This is a genomic window from Pseudomonas entomophila, from assembly GCF_013523165.1.
Lineage (GTDB): Bacteria > Pseudomonadota > Gammaproteobacteria > Pseudomonadales > Pseudomonadaceae > Aquipseudomonas > Aquipseudomonas entomophila_A.
Window position 1 is genome coordinate 180875 of the sequence record NZ_JAAMQI010000003.1, and the last position, 18696, is coordinate 199570.

15 protein-coding genes and 1 riboswitch are annotated in these 18696 nt (G+C 67.2%); of the genes, 6 read left to right on the plus strand and 9 right to left on the minus strand.

From position 1 onward, the window contains the following. Window positions 1-19: 19 nt before the first annotated feature. From G7Z99_RS03705 to G7Z99_RS03720, 4 genes are read right to left on the minus strand one after another with little or no spacing between them, the layout of a single operon-like run. Window positions 20-460: a pseudoazurin gene (locus G7Z99_RS03705; RefSeq protein WP_181092162.1), complete on the minus strand. Its 441-nt coding sequence runs from the start codon at window positions 458-460 to the stop codon at window positions 20-22. A gap of 13 nt (window positions 461-473) precedes the next feature. Then, on the minus strand, window positions 474-1265 hold the full coding sequence (locus tag G7Z99_RS03710; protein WP_181092164.1) for an ABC transporter ATP-binding protein: 792 nt from the start codon (window positions 1263-1265) through the stop codon (window positions 474-476). Next, window positions 1262-2281 (minus strand): FecCD family ABC transporter permease, encoded by a 1020-nt coding sequence (locus G7Z99_RS03715; RefSeq protein ID WP_181092166.1) that lies wholly within the window; start codon window positions 2279-2281, stop codon window positions 1262-1264. Before G7Z99_RS03715 ends, G7Z99_RS03710 begins: the two co-directional genes overlap by 4 nt. Next, window positions 2278-3291 carry an ABC transporter substrate-binding protein gene (locus G7Z99_RS03720; RefSeq protein WP_181092168.1) on the minus strand — a complete coding sequence of 338 codons (1014 nt, stop codon included), beginning with the start codon at window positions 3289-3291 and terminating at the stop codon, window positions 2278-2280. Before G7Z99_RS03720 ends, G7Z99_RS03715 begins: the two co-directional genes overlap by 4 nt. Before the next feature lie 125 nt (window positions 3292-3416). Then, window positions 3417-3607: riboswitch (cobalamin riboswitch) on the minus strand. A gap of 369 nt (window positions 3608-3976) precedes the next feature. On the opposite strand from G7Z99_RS03720, the gene G7Z99_RS03725 reads away from it, so the two are divergent. Further along, on the plus strand, window positions 3977-5548 hold the full coding sequence (locus G7Z99_RS03725; RefSeq protein ID WP_181092170.1) for a TerC family protein: 1572 nt from the start codon (window positions 3977-3979) through the stop codon (window positions 5546-5548). Here the strand turns inward: G7Z99_RS03725 and rarD are convergent. Both rarD and G7Z99_RS03735 read right to left on the minus strand, forming a co-directional pair. Beyond that, window positions 5511-6398, minus strand: a complete 888-nt coding sequence (rarD, locus tag G7Z99_RS03730) for an EamA family transporter RarD (RefSeq protein WP_181092172.1) — start codon at window positions 6396-6398, stop codon at window positions 5511-5513. The genes G7Z99_RS03725 and rarD overlap by 38 nt on opposite strands. Before the next feature lie 46 nt (window positions 6399-6444). Then, complete coding sequence (locus tag G7Z99_RS03735; protein ID WP_181092174.1) at window positions 6445-8016, minus strand: EAL domain-containing protein; 1572 nt, start codon at window positions 8014-8016, stop codon at window positions 6445-6447. A gap of 301 nt (window positions 8017-8317) precedes the next feature. Here G7Z99_RS03735 and hppD point away from each other — a divergent pair, with 301 nt between their 5' ends. Further along, on the plus strand, window positions 8318-9394 hold the full coding sequence (gene hppD / locus G7Z99_RS03740; protein WP_181092176.1) for a 4-hydroxyphenylpyruvate dioxygenase: 1077 nt from the start codon (window positions 8318-8320) through the stop codon (window positions 9392-9394). Here the strand turns inward: hppD and G7Z99_RS03745 are convergent. After that, window positions 9391-10215, minus strand: coding sequence for a CSS-motif domain-containing protein (locus tag G7Z99_RS03745; protein WP_181092178.1), 825 nt, complete (start codon window positions 10213-10215; stop codon window positions 9391-9393). The genes hppD and G7Z99_RS03745 overlap by 4 nt on opposite strands. A 251-nt stretch (window positions 10216-10466) precedes the next feature. Between G7Z99_RS03745 and G7Z99_RS03750 the strand changes: the two genes are divergently transcribed. After that, entirely contained in the window at window positions 10467-10904 is a 438-nt protein-coding gene (locus G7Z99_RS03750) for a nucleoside deaminase (RefSeq protein WP_219854058.1), read from the plus strand. A gap of 67 nt (window positions 10905-10971) precedes the next feature. On the opposite strand, the gene G7Z99_RS03755 is transcribed toward G7Z99_RS03750, so the two are convergent. Together G7Z99_RS03755 and G7Z99_RS03760 are read right to left on the minus strand one after the other, a co-directional pair. Further along, the gene (locus tag G7Z99_RS03755; RefSeq protein WP_181092181.1) at window positions 10972-12027 is read right to left on the minus strand and encodes a HEAT repeat domain-containing protein; all 1056 of its coding nucleotides are present in this window, start codon (window positions 12025-12027) and stop codon (window positions 10972-10974) included. Window positions 12028-12120: 93 nt separating this feature from the next. Continuing rightward, complete coding sequence (locus G7Z99_RS03760; protein WP_181092183.1) at window positions 12121-14250, minus strand: TonB-dependent siderophore receptor; 2130 nt, start codon at window positions 14248-14250, stop codon at window positions 12121-12123. Window positions 14251-14440: 190 nt separating this feature from the next. Here G7Z99_RS03760 and G7Z99_RS03765 point away from each other — a divergent pair, with 190 nt between their 5' ends. From G7Z99_RS03765 to G7Z99_RS03775, 3 genes are read left to right on the plus strand one after another with little or no spacing between them, the layout of a single operon-like run. Beyond that, a complete protein-coding gene (locus tag G7Z99_RS03765; RefSeq protein WP_181092184.1) occupies window positions 14441-15109 on the plus strand; it encodes an ABC transporter ATP-binding protein in 669 nt (222 codons plus the stop codon). Further along, entirely contained in the window at window positions 15106-17562 is a 2457-nt protein-coding gene (locus tag G7Z99_RS03770) for an ABC transporter permease (RefSeq protein ID WP_181092186.1), read from the plus strand. Before G7Z99_RS03765 ends, G7Z99_RS03770 begins: the two co-directional genes overlap by 4 nt. Continuing rightward, a complete protein-coding gene (locus G7Z99_RS03775; protein WP_181092188.1) occupies window positions 17552-18637 on the plus strand; it encodes a lipocalin-like domain-containing protein in 1086 nt (361 codons plus the stop codon). The genes G7Z99_RS03770 and G7Z99_RS03775 overlap by 11 nt, the downstream gene beginning before the upstream one ends. Window positions 18638-18696 lie beyond the last annotated feature (59 nt).

Here is an 18696-nt window from a genome sequence, read left to right on the forward strand (position 1 = left end):
AGGGAGGCGCGAACACCCTTCACGGCATCGCTTCCAGACGCTGGGCCTGAAGCGTCAGGCGTGTCTGGGCGCGTGCCGGTAATCCCGGAGGCACGGTCAGGGGCTGGGCGGACGACAGGCCGACCTCGATCAGCATGACCATGCCCATGGCCAGGTGCGGAATGCACTGGATGCCATAACGCCCTGGCACATCGAAGGTGTAGGTCAGCGGCTGGTTGATCGGGCCCTTGAAGGTGGGGGCACCGTCGGGCCAGAGATCGGGCAGGCTGGCGGCGTTGTGCCCGCTCTGGGTCGGCAGGAAGCGCACACTGTCGCCCGGCGCGATGCGCAGGTGATCGGGCTCGTAGACCATGGCGCCCTCTGCGCCACGGGTGAGCATGTGGACCTCATGCACCTCGGCCAGCGCGGTGGGCGCGAAGGCCATGGTCAGCAGGGACAGCGCAAGCGTACGCAGCAACATGAAAACGTCCAGGTCAGGGGGCGCGAAAACGCAGGATGCGCGCGCCGTCGAAAGGGTCGGTCAGATAGTGGGCATGGACACCGAAGGTGGTGCGCAGCCGCTCGGGGGTGAGCACCTCGTGCGGGACGCCCAGGGCCACCAGGCGGCCCTTGTCCAGCACCGCCAGGCGATCGCAGGTCAGGGCCTGGTTGAGGTCGTGCAGCGCGATCAGCGTGGTCACCTTCAAGGCCTGGATCTGTTGCAGCAGCCCGAGCTGGTGCTGGATGTCCAGGTGATTGGTCGGCTCGTCGAGCAGCAGTACCTGAGGCCGCTGGGCCAGTGCGCGGGCGATGTGCACTCGCTGACGTTCGCCACCCGACAGGCTGCTCCAGGTGCGCTGGCGCAGGTGCAGGGCGTCCACGTCGGCCAAGGCCTGATCGACGATCGCGGTGTCTTCGGCGGTGAAGGGCGCCAGGGCCGACAGCCAGGGCGTTCTGCCCAGCGCCACGGCATCGAAGACGTCCACGGCGTCATGGGTGTCGGCCTGCTGCTCGACCAGCGCCAGGGCCTGGGCGACCTGGCGACGGGGCTGACGGGCCAGGGCCTGCCCGAGCAGCGATACCTGGCCACTGCTCGGCGCGCGCAGGCCTGCCAGCAGCTTGAGCAAGGTCGACTTGCCCGAGCCGTTCGGGCCGACGATGCCCAGCGTCTCGCCAGGCAGCACCGCCAGGTTCACGCCATACAGCAGCTGGGTGTCGCGCACGCGGTAGCCCAGCCCGTGGCAGGCCAGGGGGAAGGTCTCGAGAAGCGGGGTCAGGGTCGTCATCGGGGGTGCCTGCGGCTGACCAGGATCAGGGCGAAGACCGGCGCGCCGATCAGCGCGGTGACGACGCCCACCGGAATCACCTGGCCGGGGATCAAGGTGCGGGACAGGATGTCGGCGGCGATCAGGAACAGGGCGCCGCCCAGGGCGCTGGCCGGGAGCAGGCGACTGTGCCCTGGCCCCAGCAGCAGGCGCAGGGCATGCGGGATGACCAGCCCGACGAAGCCGATGGCGCCGACGATGGACACCATCATCGCCGTGACCAGCGCCGCGCAGGTGATCAACAGCAGCTGCACCCGGCGCACCGGGATGCCCAGCGAGGCGGCCGAGTCCACGCCGAAGGTGAAGGCGTCCAGCGCGCGTCGGTGCCACAGGCAGATCACCAGGCCGACCACGGCCACAGGCACGGCCAGCCACACCGATGGCCAGCGCACGCCGCTGAGGTTGCCCAGCAGCCAGAACAGAATGCCGCGCGCCTGCTCGGCGCTGGCCGACTTGGTCACCAGGAAGGCCGTCAGGGCATTGAACAGCTGCGAGCCGGCGATCCCGGCCAGGATCACCTGGGCATTGGCGCCGCTGCTCGGGCCGCTGGCACGGGCCAGCAACAGCACCAGCGCGAACGCGGCCAGGGCACCGATGAAGGCCCCGCCGGACAGGGTCAGCGCACCGGCCCCCACGCCCAGCAGCGCGACCAGGACGGCACCGGTCGAGGCCCCGGCCGACAGCCCCAGCAGGTAGGGTTCGGCCAGGGGGTTGCGCAGCAGCGCCTGGAGGATCACCCCGCAGGTCGCCAGCCCGGCGCCACAGGCGGCAGCGACCAGGGTGCGGGTCAGCCGGTAGTTCCAGACGATCCCCTGGTCGATCGGGTCGACGGCATGCCCGGCCTGCCAGAGCTGGTTGGCCAGCACCTGGTAGACCACGCTGGGCGACAGGCGCGTCTCGCCGATGGCGATACCAGCGAGCAGGGCCAGGGCCAGCGCGGCGAGGGCCAAGGCCACGGCGGGCAACGAACGCATCATGGCTGGGGCGCTTCACCGCTGGCGAAGGCCTGGGCCAAGGTGTCCATGCCGCTGAACAGGCGCAGGCTGGCCTGCATGGCATGGGCGTCGAGCACGATGATGCGGCCGTGCCTGACCGCGTCCATGTTGCGGGTCACCGGGTCGCTGCGCAGGAAATCGAGCTTCTTCTGGTAGTCGTCGGCCGGGAAGCGGCGGCGGTCCATGCGCGCGATCACCAGCCAGGTCGGGTTGGCCTTGGCCAGGGTTTCCCAGCCCACCGTGGGCCATTCTTCATCGGACTGGACCACGTTGCGCACGCCCAGGGTCTGGAGCATGAAATCGGGAATGCCTTTGCGACCGGCGACGTAGGGGTCGATCTCGAGATCAGCGCTCGAGAACCAGAACAGGGCGCTGGTCCCCGACAGGTCCTTGCCTGCCAGGCGCGCCTGGGCGTTGGCCAGCTGCGCCTTGAGCGACTGGTTCAAGGCCTCGCCCCGGTCCTGGACATCGAAGATCTGCGCCAGCTGGGCGATGCTCTTGTACACCGTGTCGATCTGGAAGGGCTGCAGCCGCGTACCGTCGGCGCCGACGCGGTTGTCCTTGCCTTCGCAGTCCGAGGGCATGAGGTAGGTCGGGATGTTCAGCTCGTGGAACTGCTCGCGGGTGCCGACCACGCCTTGCTCGCCGACCATCCACGCCAGCTGCACGGCCAGCAGTTGCGGACGCTTGCCGATCACGGCCTCGAAGCTGGGGTCGTTGTCGGCCAGGCGCTCGACCTTGGCGTCCTGCGCCTGGTAGGCCGGCAGCACATCGTTGAACCACAGCGACGTGCCCACCAGCGTGTCGCCCAGCCCCAGGGCATAGAGCATCTCGGTCCCGGACTGGCCGATGGTCACCGCACGTTGGGGCGCCTGCTGGAAGGTCTGGGATACACCGCAGTTCTCCAGGGTCAGCGGGTAGTGGGTGCTGGCGGCTTGGGCCAGGCCACTCAGGCCGAGACCGGCGAGCAGCGTGAGGACGCGAGGGAACATGGGGCGATCTCCTATCGAGGACGCACCGGAAGGCGCACGGACAGGCATCGCCAGCTCCAGGCCGATGGCATGGGACCGCACCCTGGGGCAGGGCGTCGATGACCTTCCCGGACACCCCGCCGGTTGGTGAATGATGAAGGCCGGCAGGTCTCCTGACTGGTGCGTCATGGCCTGGCTCCGCCTTCCCGGGAGCGTCCCAGTGGCGTGTGGAGCAGGCTCGGCACCTACAGTTGCGGGGGCAGTTCCGTTTTCCTGCGGGGCAGGTACGGCATTCCCTATTAATTCCGTGGTGGAAACCGGCGGCCGGCATCTTAGACGCCTTGAGGGCCCGACCACAAGCACCACGCGCCCGTGCCGAACCCGACCGGGTGCCACACGGCACGACGATTCAGCCCTCTTGCGTCGCGATGACCGGCTCGAGCGGCACAAGGCATGTCGACGTTCGTACTCGACCGGTGTCGGCGTGCCGCGTTGCCGATCGCTTGGCTCCGAGCGTGTGAGACAGGTTTTGTAATAGTTTCTCGCTGTAGGACTCTGCTGACATATCTGTAGGATCAAACTCCCAAATCCACATCAGGTCCTTCATGAACACCTTTCTGGAGCCTCACAGTCGCTTGCCGTCCTGGCCTGCGCCGTCTTGTCTTCACGTCACCTCCCGTCGCACCCTTCGCTCGAGTGATCGCCCATGGAATGGATAGCCGACCCCACGGCCTGGCTAGGCCTTGCCACGCTCATCGTGCTCGAACTGGTGCTGGGTATCGACAACCTGGTGTTCATCGCGATTCTCGCCGACAAGCTGCCCCCGCATCAGCGTGATCGTGCGCGGGTGATCGGCCTGAGCCTGGCGCTGATCATGCGCCTGGGCCTGCTGGCGAGCATTTCCTGGATGGTGACGCTGACCGCGCCGCTGTTCGAGGTCATGGGCAAGAGCTTCTCGGGGCGCGACCTGATCATGCTCTTCGGGGGCGTATTCCTGCTGTTCAAGGCCACCATGGAGCTGCACGAGCGGCTGGAGGGGCATGTCGCCCAGGCCAGCGGCCCGGTGCGTCACGCCGCCTTCTGGCCCATCGTCGCGCAGATCGTCGTGCTCGACGCAGTGTTCTCGCTGGACGCGGTGATCACTGCCGTGGGCATGGTCGAGCACCTGTCGGTGATGATGATCGCGGTGGTCTTCTCGATCGGCATCATGATCATCGCCAGCAAGCCGCTGACCCGCTTCGTCAATGCGCACCCGACCGTGATCATGCTGTGCCTGGGCTTCTTGATGATGATCGGCTTCAGCCTGACCGCCGAGGGCCTGGGCTTCCACATTCCGAAAGGCTACCTGTACGCGGCCATCGGCTTCTCGCTGCTGATCGAGCTGTTCAACCAGCTGGCACGCGCCCGCCGCAAGCGCAGCGTGCAAGGCCTGCGTCCGCTGCGCGAGCGCACGGCCCATGCCGTGCTGCGGTTGATGGGTGGCCGTCGTCTGGAGACCGACCAACTGGACGAGGAGATCGCCGACCTGGTCGAAGGCGGCGAGGAACAGGTGCTGTTCGACCGTCGCGAACGGGTGATGATCAGTGGCGTGCTGAACCTGGCCGAGCGGCCGATTCGCAGCGTCATGACCGTGCGCGCCGAAGTCGACGCGATCGACCTGGCGCAGCCGAAAGAGATGATCGACACGCTGCTGATCCATTCACCGTACTCCCGGCTGCCGTTGATTCGTGGCGGTCGGATCGAAGAGCCCCTGGGGTTCGTGCACAAGAAAGAGCTGCTCAAGGCCCTGCTGGCCGGCGAGACGCCCGAGCTGGAAGCCCTGGTGCGCATGCCGCTGCACCTGCTGGAGAGCTTCAGCATCCTCAATGCCCTGGAGCAGATGCGCCAGCAGTCCACGCACATCGCGTTCGTGGTCAACGAGTTCGGCGAATTCACCGGTGTGCTGACACTGACCGACATCCTGGAGTCCATCGCCGGCGAGCTGCCGGACGCCAGCGAAGTGCAAGGCCCCGGCATCGTCGAGGAGGCGGACGGCTTCCTGGTCAATGGCGCGTTGAGCCTGGGGCAGGTGCAGGCCCGTACCGGGTTCGCCGCCCGCGCCACCGAGGACTACCAGACCGTGGCAGGGCTGGTGATGAGCCTGCTGGACCGTCTGCCACGGGTCGGTGACCAATTGACCTGGGGCGGCTGGTCGCTGACCGTGGTTGCCGTCGAGGAGCGCCGCGTGCGTCAGGTGCGCCTCACCCCACGCGGCGACGCTGACGCAGCAGGTGCCTGACCCCCTCGAGCACCAGGACCAGTACGGCGGCCCAGATCGGCAGGTAGGTCAGCCACTGGTCCGGTCCGATGGACTCGCCCAGCAGCAAGGCGACGCCGACCAGCAGCACCGGTTCGATGTAGCCGAGCAGGCCGAACAGGCTGAAGGGCAGCAGGCGGCTGGCCAGCACGTAGGCGATCAGCGCCGAGGCGCTGATCAGCCCGAGTACCGGGATCAGGCCATAGAGGGCAGGGCGCTCGACCAGGGCCTGGGTCGACGAGGGCCCCTGCATCACGAAGTACACCGCCCAAGGCAGCAACAGGCACATGTCGCACCACAACCCGCCCAGGTGGTCGGTGCGGCAGCGTCGGCGCAGCACGAAGTAGATCGGGTAGCCGATCATCACCACCAACGTTTCCCAGGCGAAACTGCCATGCAGGTACAGCTCGTGCCCGACCCCGGTCGCGGCGCAGAGCACGGCGACCTTCTGCAGCCGTGACAGGCGTTCGCGGTAGACCAGAAAGCCGGTGAGCACCATGGTCAGCGGCAGCAGGAAATAGCCCATCGACACGTCCAGGCTGCGCCCGTGCAAGGGTGCCCAGAGAAACAGCCACAGCTGGATGCCCATCAGCCACGAGGTGCCGACCATGCCCAGCAACAGCAGCGGGGTCCGGCGAACGCGACCGAACAGCTCGGGCACACGCTTCCAGTCCTTGGACACCAGCATGAACGCGGTCAGGCACGGCAGGGTGAGCAAGGTCCGCCAGCCGAAGATCTCTTCGCCATCGAGCGGGTGCATGAGAGACGTATAGAAGTACATCACGGCGAACAGGCAGGAGGCCATGACGGATGCAACGATGCCTTTTGACACGGGCGCCTCGGTAACGGAAGGACGGAAGGATCAGCCGGGCATGATCTCAGGGGGGCGGGGCGTTCGGCAACCGTGTTGCACCGTTATCGTGCATGATCGCATCGATGAAGGTCGCAACTGGCATCGGGCGTGCGTACAGGTACCCTTGCTGGAGCGTGACGCCGCTGGCGATCAGGTAATCGCGCTGCGCGACGGTCTCCACCCCTTCGGCGATCGACCCCAGGCCCAGGCGTGTCGAAAGTTCGATGATGGTATCGAGGATGTGCACCGACAGCGCATCGCCGCCGATCAGCGCGACGAAGCCGCGGTCGATCTTCAGGTAGTCCACCTGGAACTGGCGCAGGTAGGCCAGGCTCGACTGGCCGGTGCCGAAGTCGTCCAGGGCGATCGTCACGCCCAGCGCATGCAGTTGCTCGAACAATGCCCAGGTGACCGGGCTGGCGCGCAGCAGCTTGCGCTCGGTCAGCTCTAGGTTCAGGACCACGCGACCGGGCGGGAACTGCGCCAGGAATGCCTTGCAGTCGTGCACCAGGCGCAGGTCCTGGCAGTGATCGGCGGTGATGTTGATGCCGATGTGAAAGCCGTCGCTCAGGTGGTCGGCATAGGGCGCCAACTGCCGTGCCAGCGACGTCATCATGCGCTGGGTCATCTCGACGATCTGCCCGCTGTGCTCGGCGTACGGGATGAACAGCTCCGGGCCCACCAGCCCCTCGCGCGGATGCCGCCAGCGCAGCAGGACCTCGGCGCCTGCCCAGTGGCCGTCCCGTGTGTCGACCAGAGGCTGCAGGAACGGCACGAATTCGTTGGCGCTCATTGCGCGTTGCAGCTCGGCATGGGGCGAGTGCACCTTGCGCAGCTGCCAGCGGCAGACACCGCCGCACAGCGCGCCCAGCATCAGCAGCAGACCCAGGATCGGCGGGTAGTGATCGAGCATGCGCTCACCGGCCTTGCCGGCGGCAAAGCCTGCGCTCACGATGAACGGGTAACGGATCGAGTGCACCTGCACCGCAGCCACTGGCGGTGTCGGAAAGGGCCGGCCCATCACGACGCCACGCTTGTCCAGCCAGTCTCCGCCGATCCACACGGACAACTCCGTCTCGGCCCCCAGCAGGCGCAGGATCAGCGCCAGGTGCTGACCATCCAGCCCGACCAGCACGCTGCGCTCATTGGCGTCGCCGCGGTAGACCAGCAGAGGATGACTGGGCGTGACGTCGTTGCCGGGCATCAATAGCAAGCGACCATCGACGTAGCGCGAGACGTCGATCGACTCCTTGAAGTGCCCCATCAGGGAGGTGCAGTACAGGGTGTCGCGCCAGCCCAGGTTGGTCGAGCGAATGAAGGCGTGGCTGGTCACCTGCTGGCGTAGCGCCTGGCTGACCCGGTCACAGGGCTGACCGGCCAGCGGCAGGAGCGCCCGGGTGGCGTCGTCGAGCTGGTCGAGCATGGTATCGATCTCACGAGCCGCCTGGGTGGCCGTCGACTGACTCAAGGCGCGCAGTTCGGCCTGGGTCTGCCAGTGCATGACGACGCCGCCGCACAGCAATGGGGCCAGGCCGACCAACCAGGGCAACAGGGTTCGCCAGCTCCAGCGACCAGCGCGTTTGACGGTGAGGGGCATGACGCTCTACCTGTACGGTGGGTAGCGGGTTGGGAGAATAACCGTTTCAGCGTCAGAAAGCAGGACGACAAACCGCTTTACGCCAGATAGAATCAGGTTACGAATACAATAACAAGACGCGCCGTCCGGGCCCGTCCCCGTACCGAGAACCGATGCCATGGCATGCGACGGTTTCAGACTGCTCTTCGGAGACTTCCTTTCCCGCAGCGTCAGGGGCATTCCCTGCGCCCCCCCTGTGGCTCATCGCCGTGCCTGACCGCAACCCTTCCTTTGCTTGCTTGCCACCGATGAGAACACACACATGGCCGATCTATTCGACAATCCGATGGGCTTGATGGGCTTCGAGTTCATCGAGTTCGCTTCACCGACCCCTGGCGTGCTGGAGCCGGTCTTCCAGGCCATGGGTTTCAGCCTGGTCGCCACCCACCGCTCCAAGCAGGTGCACCTGTATCGCCAGGGCGGGATCAACCTGATCCTCAACAACGAACCCCAGAGCATCGCCTCCTACTTCGCCGCCGAGCATGGTCCCTCGGTCTGCGGCATGGCGTTTCGCGTGCGCAACGCCCACCAAGCGTATGCACGGGCCCTGGAGCTGGGCGCCCAGCCCGTCGAGATCGAGACCGGGCCCATGGAGCTGCGCCTGCCGGCGATCAAGGGCATCGGCGGTGCGCCGCTGTACCTGATCGACCGGTTCGAGGAGGGCAGCTCGATCTATGACATCGACTTCACCTTCCTCGACGGTGTCGATCGGCACCCGGTCGGTGCCGGTCTCAGCACTATCGACCACCTGACGCACAACGTCTATCGCGGGCGCATGGCGTACTGGGCGAACTTCTACGAGAAGCTGTTCAACTTCCGCGAGATCCGCTATTTCGACATCAAGGGCGAGTACACCGGCCTGACCTCCAAGGCCATGACCGCGCCTGACGGGCTGGTGCGTATCCCGCTGAACGAGGAATCCTCGCGCGGCGCGGGCCAGATCGAAGAGTTCCTGATGCAGTTCAACGGCGAAGGCATCCAACACGTCGCGTTTCTCACCGACGACCTGATCGCGACCTGGGATGCGCTCAAATCCCTGGGGATGCGCTTCATGACCGCGCCGCCGCAGACCTACTACGAAATGCTCGAAGGGCGCCTGCCGGGCCATGGTGAACCGGTCGACGCACTGCAGTCACGCGGCATTCTGCTCGACGGGGCCTCGGAGCAGGGCGACCGGCGCCTGCTCCTGCAGATCTTCTCCGAGACCCTGCTCGGCCCGGTGTTCTTCGAGTTCATCCAGCGCAAGGGTGACGACGGGTTTGGCGAGGGCAACTTCAAGGCGCTGTTCGAGTCCATCGAGCGGGATCAGGTACGGCGTGGCGTCCTGGATGCCGGTTAAGCGTCGTCCACTGCCGCGTCACGGGCTGGCCTCCTGTACCGCAGTTCCCGCTCTTTGCGGTACAGGCTCCAGTAGGCCATGCTGGCGGTGAACAAGCCGACCAGCAGCAGCGAAGGCAGCACGATGGGGAAGGTCATGCGTACTTCTCGACCGAGCTGTCCTGGGGGGTAGCCCACTTCGATCATGTAGCCGTGCTTGGCCGAGGTCTTGACACCTCGTTGCTCCATGACAGGCGTCCCGGCGTCACTGGTGCTGCTGCCCGAAGCCCATATCGTCGCCTCGCCGATGCGCGCGATCAGTACCAGCTGATCCTGAAAGCCCGCCAGTTCGCTGCTCAGCGAGCGCCCGTGTGCGGTGGCGATGACCCCGGCTTCCCCGGTGTCGAGCGTGTAGGTGAGTACGGAGAGCCCCGGTGAAGATTGCGAGGCGAAGATCAGGTTCAGACGCTCGCCGCGCAGTTGCTCGAGATTGATTCGGCCGACCTTGTTGCCCCGCAGGCTGCTGCACTGCGGTTCGCCGTTGCGTGTCAACACCAGCGAGCGGAGCAGCGGGTTGCCCGATGTCATTGCGTTCAGTTCAGGGAGCGCCTGGGCACATGGCTGATCGGTCAGGTACAGTGCCCTGGCGCTGGCGTCGTGCAACTCATCGATGAGCTTGTCGACCGCATAGATGGCCTCGCTGAGCGACACCCGAACGTTCTCGTTCAGCTTGGCCTCCAGCTGGAACACCATCATCAGCACGCCACAGGCGATCGGCATCATGCCGATGGTGAGGGTCAACAGCAGGTCCAGCAGAATGCGTCCGGCAGACAATCTAGGCATGGCTCGAGTCGCTCGTGGAGAAGGCGGAACGTGACAGGAATCCGTCCAAGCCTAGGGAGAGCGTGCACGGCATGCTGTAGGCCGTTGCGCCAATGCACGCGCGGGATGTGTACAACGCGCTGTAAGACCTCATGACGAGGCCCTGCAAGAAGTCGCCTGGTCCCGTCCCAGGAACAGGGTGCGGGTCTGTGCTAGCCTCCTGACTTCTTTCCGTCGAACAAGGCCTCCCCATCATGTCCTCACCCACGACCCTGGATCCCTTCCTGCAAGCGGCGATCGATGAAGCCCGAGCAGGGTTCGACGAAGGCGGCATTCCCATCGGCTCGGTGCTGGTCCACCAGGGCAGGATCATCGGCCGCGGCCACAATCGCCGTGTGCAGCAGGGCAGCGCCGTGCTGCACGGTGAAATGGACGCGCTGGAGAACGCAGGCCGGCAGCCGGCGAAGGTCTACCGAGACGCTACGCTTTATACCACCCTGTCACCGTGTGCCATGTGCAGTGGCGCCATCCTGCTCTATGGCATCACCAAGGTGATCGTGGGCGAAAACCGGACGTTCCTGGGCGAGGAGGAGCTGTTGCGCCGTCGAGGGGTCGAAGTACAGGTGGTGGACAATGACGAGTGCCGGGCCCTGATGCAGGCCTTCATCGAGCGCGAGCCTGCGCTCTGGCATGAGGACATCGGTCACTGAGGCACGGTACGCCAGGCGTGCTCACGTCTCGGGTCGGCTGGGGGAGGCGCCCGGCGCCCAGCTGCGATCACAGACCTTGCTGCACCAGGGGGTCGTCCGGGTTCAACTGCTCGAGTTGCGCCAGCAGTACCTGAACGTTCTGCAGTTGGCCGGTTTCCTTCCAGTACTGGATCAACAACACCCGGGCCTTGCGGTTGGCCGGCTGTTGATCGACGAGGGTCTCGAGCTGTTTCTGCGCCGCCTCTACCTGGTCCAGGCGATGCAGGGTCGTGGCCAGGGCATACCGATAGTCGGCGTTGCGCGGCCCCAACTCGACCGCGCGTGAGAAGGCCAGCAGCGCATATTCGGCCTGGTCGTGGCGCAGCAGCCAGCGGCCCAGCTCGTACTGCAGCACCGCAGCGTGCGGGTGGCGGACCAGGGCCTCGGCCAGCACGCGGCGTGAGGCGTCGTGCTGGCCCTGACCTTCGAGCAGTCGCACCTGCAGTATCAGCGCTTCCAGGTTTTCGGCATCCTGGGCCAGGGCACGGTCCAGTGCCTGGGCGGCTGCGTCGAACGCGCGCTCGTGCAGGTACAGGCGTGCCAGGTGGACTTGCGCGGCAGGCTGCTCGGGTTGTTGCTCGAGCACCTGCTGATACTGTTCCAGCACATCCTGCAATGGGCCGAAGTACACCCCGATGTCGTCCGGCGCGAGCCCCAGCAAGGCATCCACAGCCGCAAAGCGCACCGACTGTTCGTCGTCGTCCAGCAAGGGGCCCAGCACCAGGCTGCGCTGCGCGTCCGACAGCAACCCGCGTACGCTGAGAATCGCCGCCCGACGAACGCTGGGATACTCGTGCTCGAGGGCGTCCTGCGCAAGCTTCAAGGCCTGGGGCGAAGGGTAGTGGGGCAGCTCGGCGAGCAGGGCCACCCGGCGTTCGGGCGCGAGGTCAGGGCGCTGCAACTGCTGGTACAGCACCCGCGCCGCGCCCGGCTGCCCCTGGTGTGCCTGGCGCAGTGCCTGATGGTAGCTGTGCGGCGGCACGCTGGGGGCGGGCGCAGGCGGCTCGTGCCACAGATAACCGATCACCCCTGGCACGAGGACCAGAAATGAAACGGCGATCAGCAAACGGTAGCGCGGTGACATCGGACGACCCAGCGTGAGCGGAACGTCGAGCTTGGGCCAGAACGCATGGCGGCGCAAGCTCGACGGTGGCCAGGCGCTGATACGCGGCGCGGCTCAGTAGCTGTAGGTCACCGACATCACCGCCGTGCGGTCGTTGCCCAGCGCGACGGCCTGGGCCAGGCCACCGGCGTAGTAGGGCTGGTCGAACAGGTTCTTGACGTTCAGCGCCGTGCGCCAGTGCGGTGTGCCGTAGGCGATGCCGGCATCGACCACCGCATAGCCTGGCAGCGAATAGCCGTTGGTCTCACGCTCACCGACCGCAGTGAGGCCACCGTTGATCTCCCAGCCCAGTGGCGTGCCCTCGAAGCGATAGCGGGCGAACACGTTCGCGCTGTGGCGCGGCACGTTGGCCAGGCGATCGCCCACGGTCGAGGGCTGTTGGTCGCCGTCGTCGGTGACAATGGCCCAGGTGTAGGCATAGCCGGCCAGCAGGCTGAGCCGGTCGCTCAGGTCGGCGGTCAGTTGCAGCTCGGCGCCCTGGGTGCGTTGCTCGCCGATGGCCATGCTGAAGCCGTCATTGCGTGGGTCGTCCTGCAGCACGTTCTGCCGGCGCAGGTCGAAGGCGGCGACGGTGAGCAAGGTGCTGCCCGGCACCAGGTCGAACTTCACGCCGGCCTCCCACTGGCGGCCCTTTTCCGGCTCGAAGGTCTTGCCTGCCACGTCCGTGCCCGTGTTGGGGTAGAACGAGGTGGCGAAGCTCAGGTACGGGCGTACGTTCGGCAGCAGCTCGTACATCACCGCGACGGCGCCGGTGGTGGCGCTGGCCGGGCTGCTGGCGCGGCGGTCGGTGAGGTGGTTGTCGCCGTAGGTGTCGCTGCGGTCGTGGCGCAGGCCGGCCGTGACCAGCCAGCGCTCGTCGATCTGGTAGCTGTCGCGCAGGTAGCTGCCGACCATGCGCACCGTGGTGTCGGTCCAGGTGCGTGGCGTGTCCGGGCAGGTGATGGCCTGGCCGTAGCGCGGCGCGTAGACGTTCAGGTTGCCCACCTTGCAGGCGACGGTGCGGTTGCTTTCCCGGCTGCGCAGGTAGTCGACGCCGAACGTCAGGTCGTGGGCGCCCCAGGCCGTGTCGAAGACCCGCTGCAGGTTGTTGTCCAGGCTCAGCGTGTCCCCGTCGAAGTGCTGGGTCTGGGCGGTGCGCGCCAGAGTACGATTGTTGGCTTGCAGGCGACCGTTGGCCACCAGCTGCCCGTCCAGGCGGTAGGTCTGCCAGCGCAGGTTCTGGTTGAAGGTCCAGCCGTCGCCGAAGCGATGCGCCAGGCTGTAGCCGATACGGTTGGCGACGCCGTGATACGGGTCCTGCCCTGGCTCACCGGTGAAGCGCCGACGAGGCAGGTCGCCATTGGGGTTGGCCTGGATCGAGCCGGACAACGGCAGGCCCTGCTGGCGCAGGTACTGACGGTCCTGGTGACTGGCGAGCACGGTGAAGTCGGTGTCGGGGCCCAGGTCCAGGGTCAGGGAGGGCGCGATGTACTGGTTCTTGAACCAGACATGGTCGGTGTCGTCGTTGGACCTGGACAACAGACCGTTGACCCGCAAGGCAGCCTTGCCCGTGTCGGACAGCGGCGTGCCCACGTCGAACGTGCCCTGGCGCAGGTCATCGCTGCCATAGCTCAGGCCGAAGGTGGCGAATGGCTCCAGGCGTGGCCGCTTGCTCACCATGTTCACCACCCCGCCCGGCATCACCAGGCCATGTTCCAACGACGCCGGCCCCTTGAGCACCTCGACCTGCTCGAACCCGGCGATCTGCTCGGCCACCCGGTTGGACACGCCCGTGCGCAGGCCGTCGACGAACAGCGAGTCCGAGGCCACCTGGCCACGGATGATCAGGTCGTCCCAACCCCGTCGGCCGTACTGCCCCGCGGTGACGCCAGGCACGTTGTGCAGGGCGTCGGCCAGGCTCAGGGCCTGTTGACTGTCCAGCACGGACCGTGACACCACCTGGACGCTGCGGGGCGTCTCGGCCAGGGGCAGGGACGACTGGGCGACCTGAGCCGTGGCCGGGGTGAAGGCGTCGGCCTCGTGCTGCAGGGCGTCGGCTTGCACCGTGCTGGCCGGCAGGTCCACGACCACGGGGGCGCTTGCAGGCGGTGCGGCCTGCACCAGGGTCGGCCAGGCCAGGCTGACGCCCAAGGCATAGCACAGGGCATGAGGGACGGCGAAGGGTGTCGACGAAGAGCGGGTCATGGGGGTCTCGAACCAGAAGCGCGGAGCGCAGCGACGAGGCGCGCTAAAAAAGGTGGCGCATACTATCTGCCAACGATTCGTATTTGCAATCCGTTTATCCGGTGGCACCAGTGCTTGTCGAACGCTGTCACAGCAGCACGCCCTATCACACGCGTCATCCAGACGTTTCAACCGCAGGGAAACCTTCTTCATGCTCATCGTCGAACGCCTGTACAAATCCTTCGCCACGGCCCAGGGGGCCTTGCCGGTCCTGCGTGGCGTGGACCTGACGATGGGGGCGCGTGACAGCCTGGCGCTGATGGGGGAGTCCGGCAGCGGCAAGAGCACCTTGCTGCACCTGATCGCCGGCCTGGACCGCGCTGACCAGGGCCGCGTGCTGATCGACGGCGTTCCTCTGGACGGCCGCTCCGAGGCAGGCCTGGCGCGCTGGCGACGCGAGGACATCGGGCTGGTGTTCCAGCAGTACAACCTGCTGAGCAGCCTGGACGTGGCGGCCAACCTGGCGTTTCAGGCGCGCTTGGCCAAGCGCCATGACCCCCGCTGGACCGCACACCTGGTGCAGCGCCTGGGCCTCGGCGCACTGCTGGACCGTTACCCGGAACAGCTGTCCGGCGGTCAGCAGCAGCGCGTGGCCATCGGCCGTGCACTGGCCAGCAAGCCCCCTCTGCTGTTGGCCGACGAGCCGACCGGCAGCCTGGACGAGGCCAGCAGTGACGAGGTGCTGGCGCTGTTGCTGCAGCTGGTCGACGAGGCGGGCAGCAGCGTGCTGATGGTGACCCACAGCCAGCGCCTGGCCAGCCGTTTGCAACGCCAGTGCTGGCTGCAGGCCGGCCAGGTGTGCGACGGGACCTCCCGATGAGCACCTGGCTGATCACCCTCCAGGCCTTGCTGAGCCATTGGCACCGCCATCGCCTGCAGTGCGTGGCGATCTTCACGGGGCTGTGGCTGGCCACCGCGCTGTGGACCGGCGTGCAGGCCCTCAATGCCCAGGCCCGTAGCGACTACGCGCGTGCCAGCGCCGTGCTGAGCAGTTCGACGCAGGCGCGGTTGGTGGCGCGTGACGGGCAGCGTCTGGATCAGCCCCTGTATGTACAGCTGCGGACGCTGGGCTGGGACGTCACGCCGTTGCTGGAAGGTCGCCTGAGCGTGGCGACCCCGTCACCCCATGAATTGCGCGTGATCGGGATCGAACCGCTCAGCCAGCCGAGCGATGCGCGCGTGGCCGGCCAGCGGCTGCAGGATTTCGACCTGCAGGCCTTCATCAACGCGCCCGGGCAGACCTTGATCGCGCCGGACACCTGGCAGGCATTGGGGCTCACGGCGGGCGAGACGGCCCATGACCTGCACGGTCGGCCCCTGCCGCCGTTCAGGCTCGAACCCGACCTGGCCCCGGGTGTGCTGATCATGGACATCGGCCAGGCCCAGGCGCTGCTGAACGCTCCCGGTCAGCTCTCGCGACTGTTGATCAATGCCTCGGGTCCGCCCTTGCCAGAGGCGCTCGCCCAGCGTGTCAGCGTGCAACCAGGGGGCGATGACGGCGACCTGGGGCGGCTCACCGACAGCTTCCACCTCAACCTCACCGCGCTGGGGTTGCTGGCGTTCGTGGTCGGTCTGTTCATCGCCCATGCCGCCATCGGCCTGGCATTGGAGCAACGGCGCGCGCTGCTGCGTACCCTTCGCGCCTGCGGCGTCAGCCAGCGCGTGTTGCTGCTGGGCCTGGCCCTGGAGCTGGGCGCGTTCGCCGTGCTGGGCGGGCTCGCCGGTGTGGCCAGCGGCTATGGGCTGGCCACGCTGCTGCTGCCGGACGTGGCCACCAGCGTGCAGGGCCTATATGGCGCCCAGGTGGCCAGGCAGTTGAGCCTGCCTGCCCACTGGTGGCTGAGCGGGATCGGCGTCGCGATCCTCGGCGCGCTGCTCGCCGGTGCCAGCAGCGTGGTTCGGGCAGCCCGTTTGCCGTTGCTGGCCCTGGCACGCCCCCAGGCCTGGCGTCTGGCCCAGGTGCCCTGGCTCAAGCGCCAGGCCCTGGTCGCCGTCGGCCTGGCCGGGGTGGCGCTGGCCTGCTGGCGCTACGGCCATGGCCTGCCCAGTGCCTTTGCCATGGTCGCTGCCGTACTGCTGGCGGCGGCGCTGCTGCTGCCGCTGTTGCTTGAGGTCTGCCTGGCAGGGCTGGCCCGGCTGGTACGGCGGCCGCTGGGCCAATGGTTCATCGCCGACAGCCGCCAGCAGTTGCCAGCCCTGAGCCTGGCCTTGATGGCGCTGCTGCTGGCGCTGGGGGCGAGCGTCGGCGTCGGCAGCATGACCGAAGGCTTTCGCGGCACGTTCCTCGGCTGGCTCGACCAGCGCTTGTCTGCCGACCTGTACATCAGCCCCCGGGACACCGAACACGCCAAGCACCTGGCCGACTGGCTGACCCGGCGACCGGAGGTGACCTCGGTGGTGGCCAGCTGGCGCACCGATGTCCGGGTACAAGGCTGGCCGGTGCAGGCGCAAGGGGTCGCCGAGCCGGCTCGGCTGCGTGAGCATTGGCCCTTGCTGGCGCAAGTGCCGGACGCCTGGCGACGCGTGACGACGGGCGAGGGCGTGATGCTGAGCGAGCAGTTGGCTCGACGGCTCGACGTGACGACAGGCGATGCCGTGGCCCTGGGCGCCGAGCGTTCGTTCACCGTGGTCGGGCTCTATGCCGACTATGGCAACCCCAAGGGTCACCTGCTGCTCGAAGCCGAAGCCTTGCGCAGCCTCTGGCCCCAGGCCACGTTGAGCAGCCTGGGCGTGCAGACCTACCCAGGCCAGGCGCCGGCGCTCAAGTCTGCCGTGCAGGCAGCCTTCGCCCTGGATGACGATCACCTCATCGAGCAGGCAGCGCTCAAGCGCTGGTCCACCGAGATCTTCAGCCGTACCTTCGCAGCCACCACGGCGCTCAACGGCCTGACCCTAGGCATCGCAGGCGTGGCCCTGTTCATCAGCCTGCTGACCCTGGGGCAGACCCGGCTCGGCCAGCTGGCGCCGTTGTGGGCCCTGGGCGTACGCCGCGCGCACCTGATCTGGCTTAGCCTGGGGCAGACCGTATTGCTCGGTGGGCTGACCGTCGCCCTGGCGATCCCGTTGGGGCTGTTGCTGGCCTGGTGCCTGGTGGCGGTGGTCAACGTTCAGGCATTCGGCTGGCGCCTGCCGTTGTCGGTGTTTCCCGACCAACTGCTGCGCCTGGCCCTCATGGGCATCCTGAGCAGCGTGCTGGCCAGCGCCTGGCCGCTGTGGCAGCTGGCTCGCCGCCAACCCAACGAATTGCTGAGGGCCTTCGCCGATGAACGCTAAGACCGCCTGGCTCCTGCTGGCCCTGCTGCTTGGCGGCTGCGGGCCTGATGACGCTCCGCCTGCCTCCCACGGGTTCGCAGGCCTGGGGCAGCAGGCCGAGGCCTTCGTGCCCGTACAGCGTGGTCGGCCGCTGGTGTTCCCGCGCGACCATGGCGCCCACGATGGGTTTCGCATCGAGTGGTGGTACGTGACTGCCAACCTCCAGGATGCCCAGGGCCGCGACTGGGGCGTGCAATGGACGCTATTCCGTTCGGCACTACGCCCCGGCCCCGAGACGGGCGACTGGAACAGCCCGAACCTGTGGATGGGCAATGCCGCCTTGACGGGACCGCACGGGCACCGCTCGGCCGACACCCTGGCACGCGGTGGCATCGGCCAGGCCGGGGTCGACGCCCGACCGTTTCGCGCCTGGATCAACGATTGGGCGCTGCGCGGTGAAGGCGACATCGACCGCTTGCGCATGACGGCCGCTGGCAAGGGCTTCGCCTACGACCTGCGCTTGCAGACCGACAAGCCGCTGGTGCTGCATGGCGACCGCGGCTACAGCGAGAAATCCGGCCAGGGCCAGGCGTCGTATTACTACAGCCAGCCGTTCTATACGGTGCAAGGCCAGGTCGAACTGGACGGGCAGCGGGTCGACGTGACGGGCAAGGCGTGGCTGGACCGCGAATGGAGCAGCCAGCCACTTGCGGCAGGCCAGTCGGGGTGGGACTGGTTTTCACTGCACCTGGGCGATGGTGCGAAGCTGATGCTGTTCCGTGTGCGCGAGGCGCAGGGCGCGGCCTATCGGGCCGGCACCTGGATCGATCCGGCAGGGCATGCGTCTTCCGTGAGCGGCGAGCAGGTACACCTGGAACCCTTGGCCTGGACGCAGCAAGCCAATGGCGTTTCCGTACCGACGCGCTGGCGCGTGCGGTTGGCTGAACGGGGTGTCGACGTGGAAGTGCAGGCCATCGAGCCCCACGCCTGGATGCAGACGCGCTTCCCGTATTGGGAAGGGCCGGTGCGGGTGGTGGGTGGCGAGGGTGGTGAAGGGTATCTGGAGATGACGGGGTATGGACCCGAGGGCGGGTGATGAGCCTAGGCGAACAGCGGTCGGTCACGAGGCACGCTGAGCGGTGGCGTCGTGCTTGG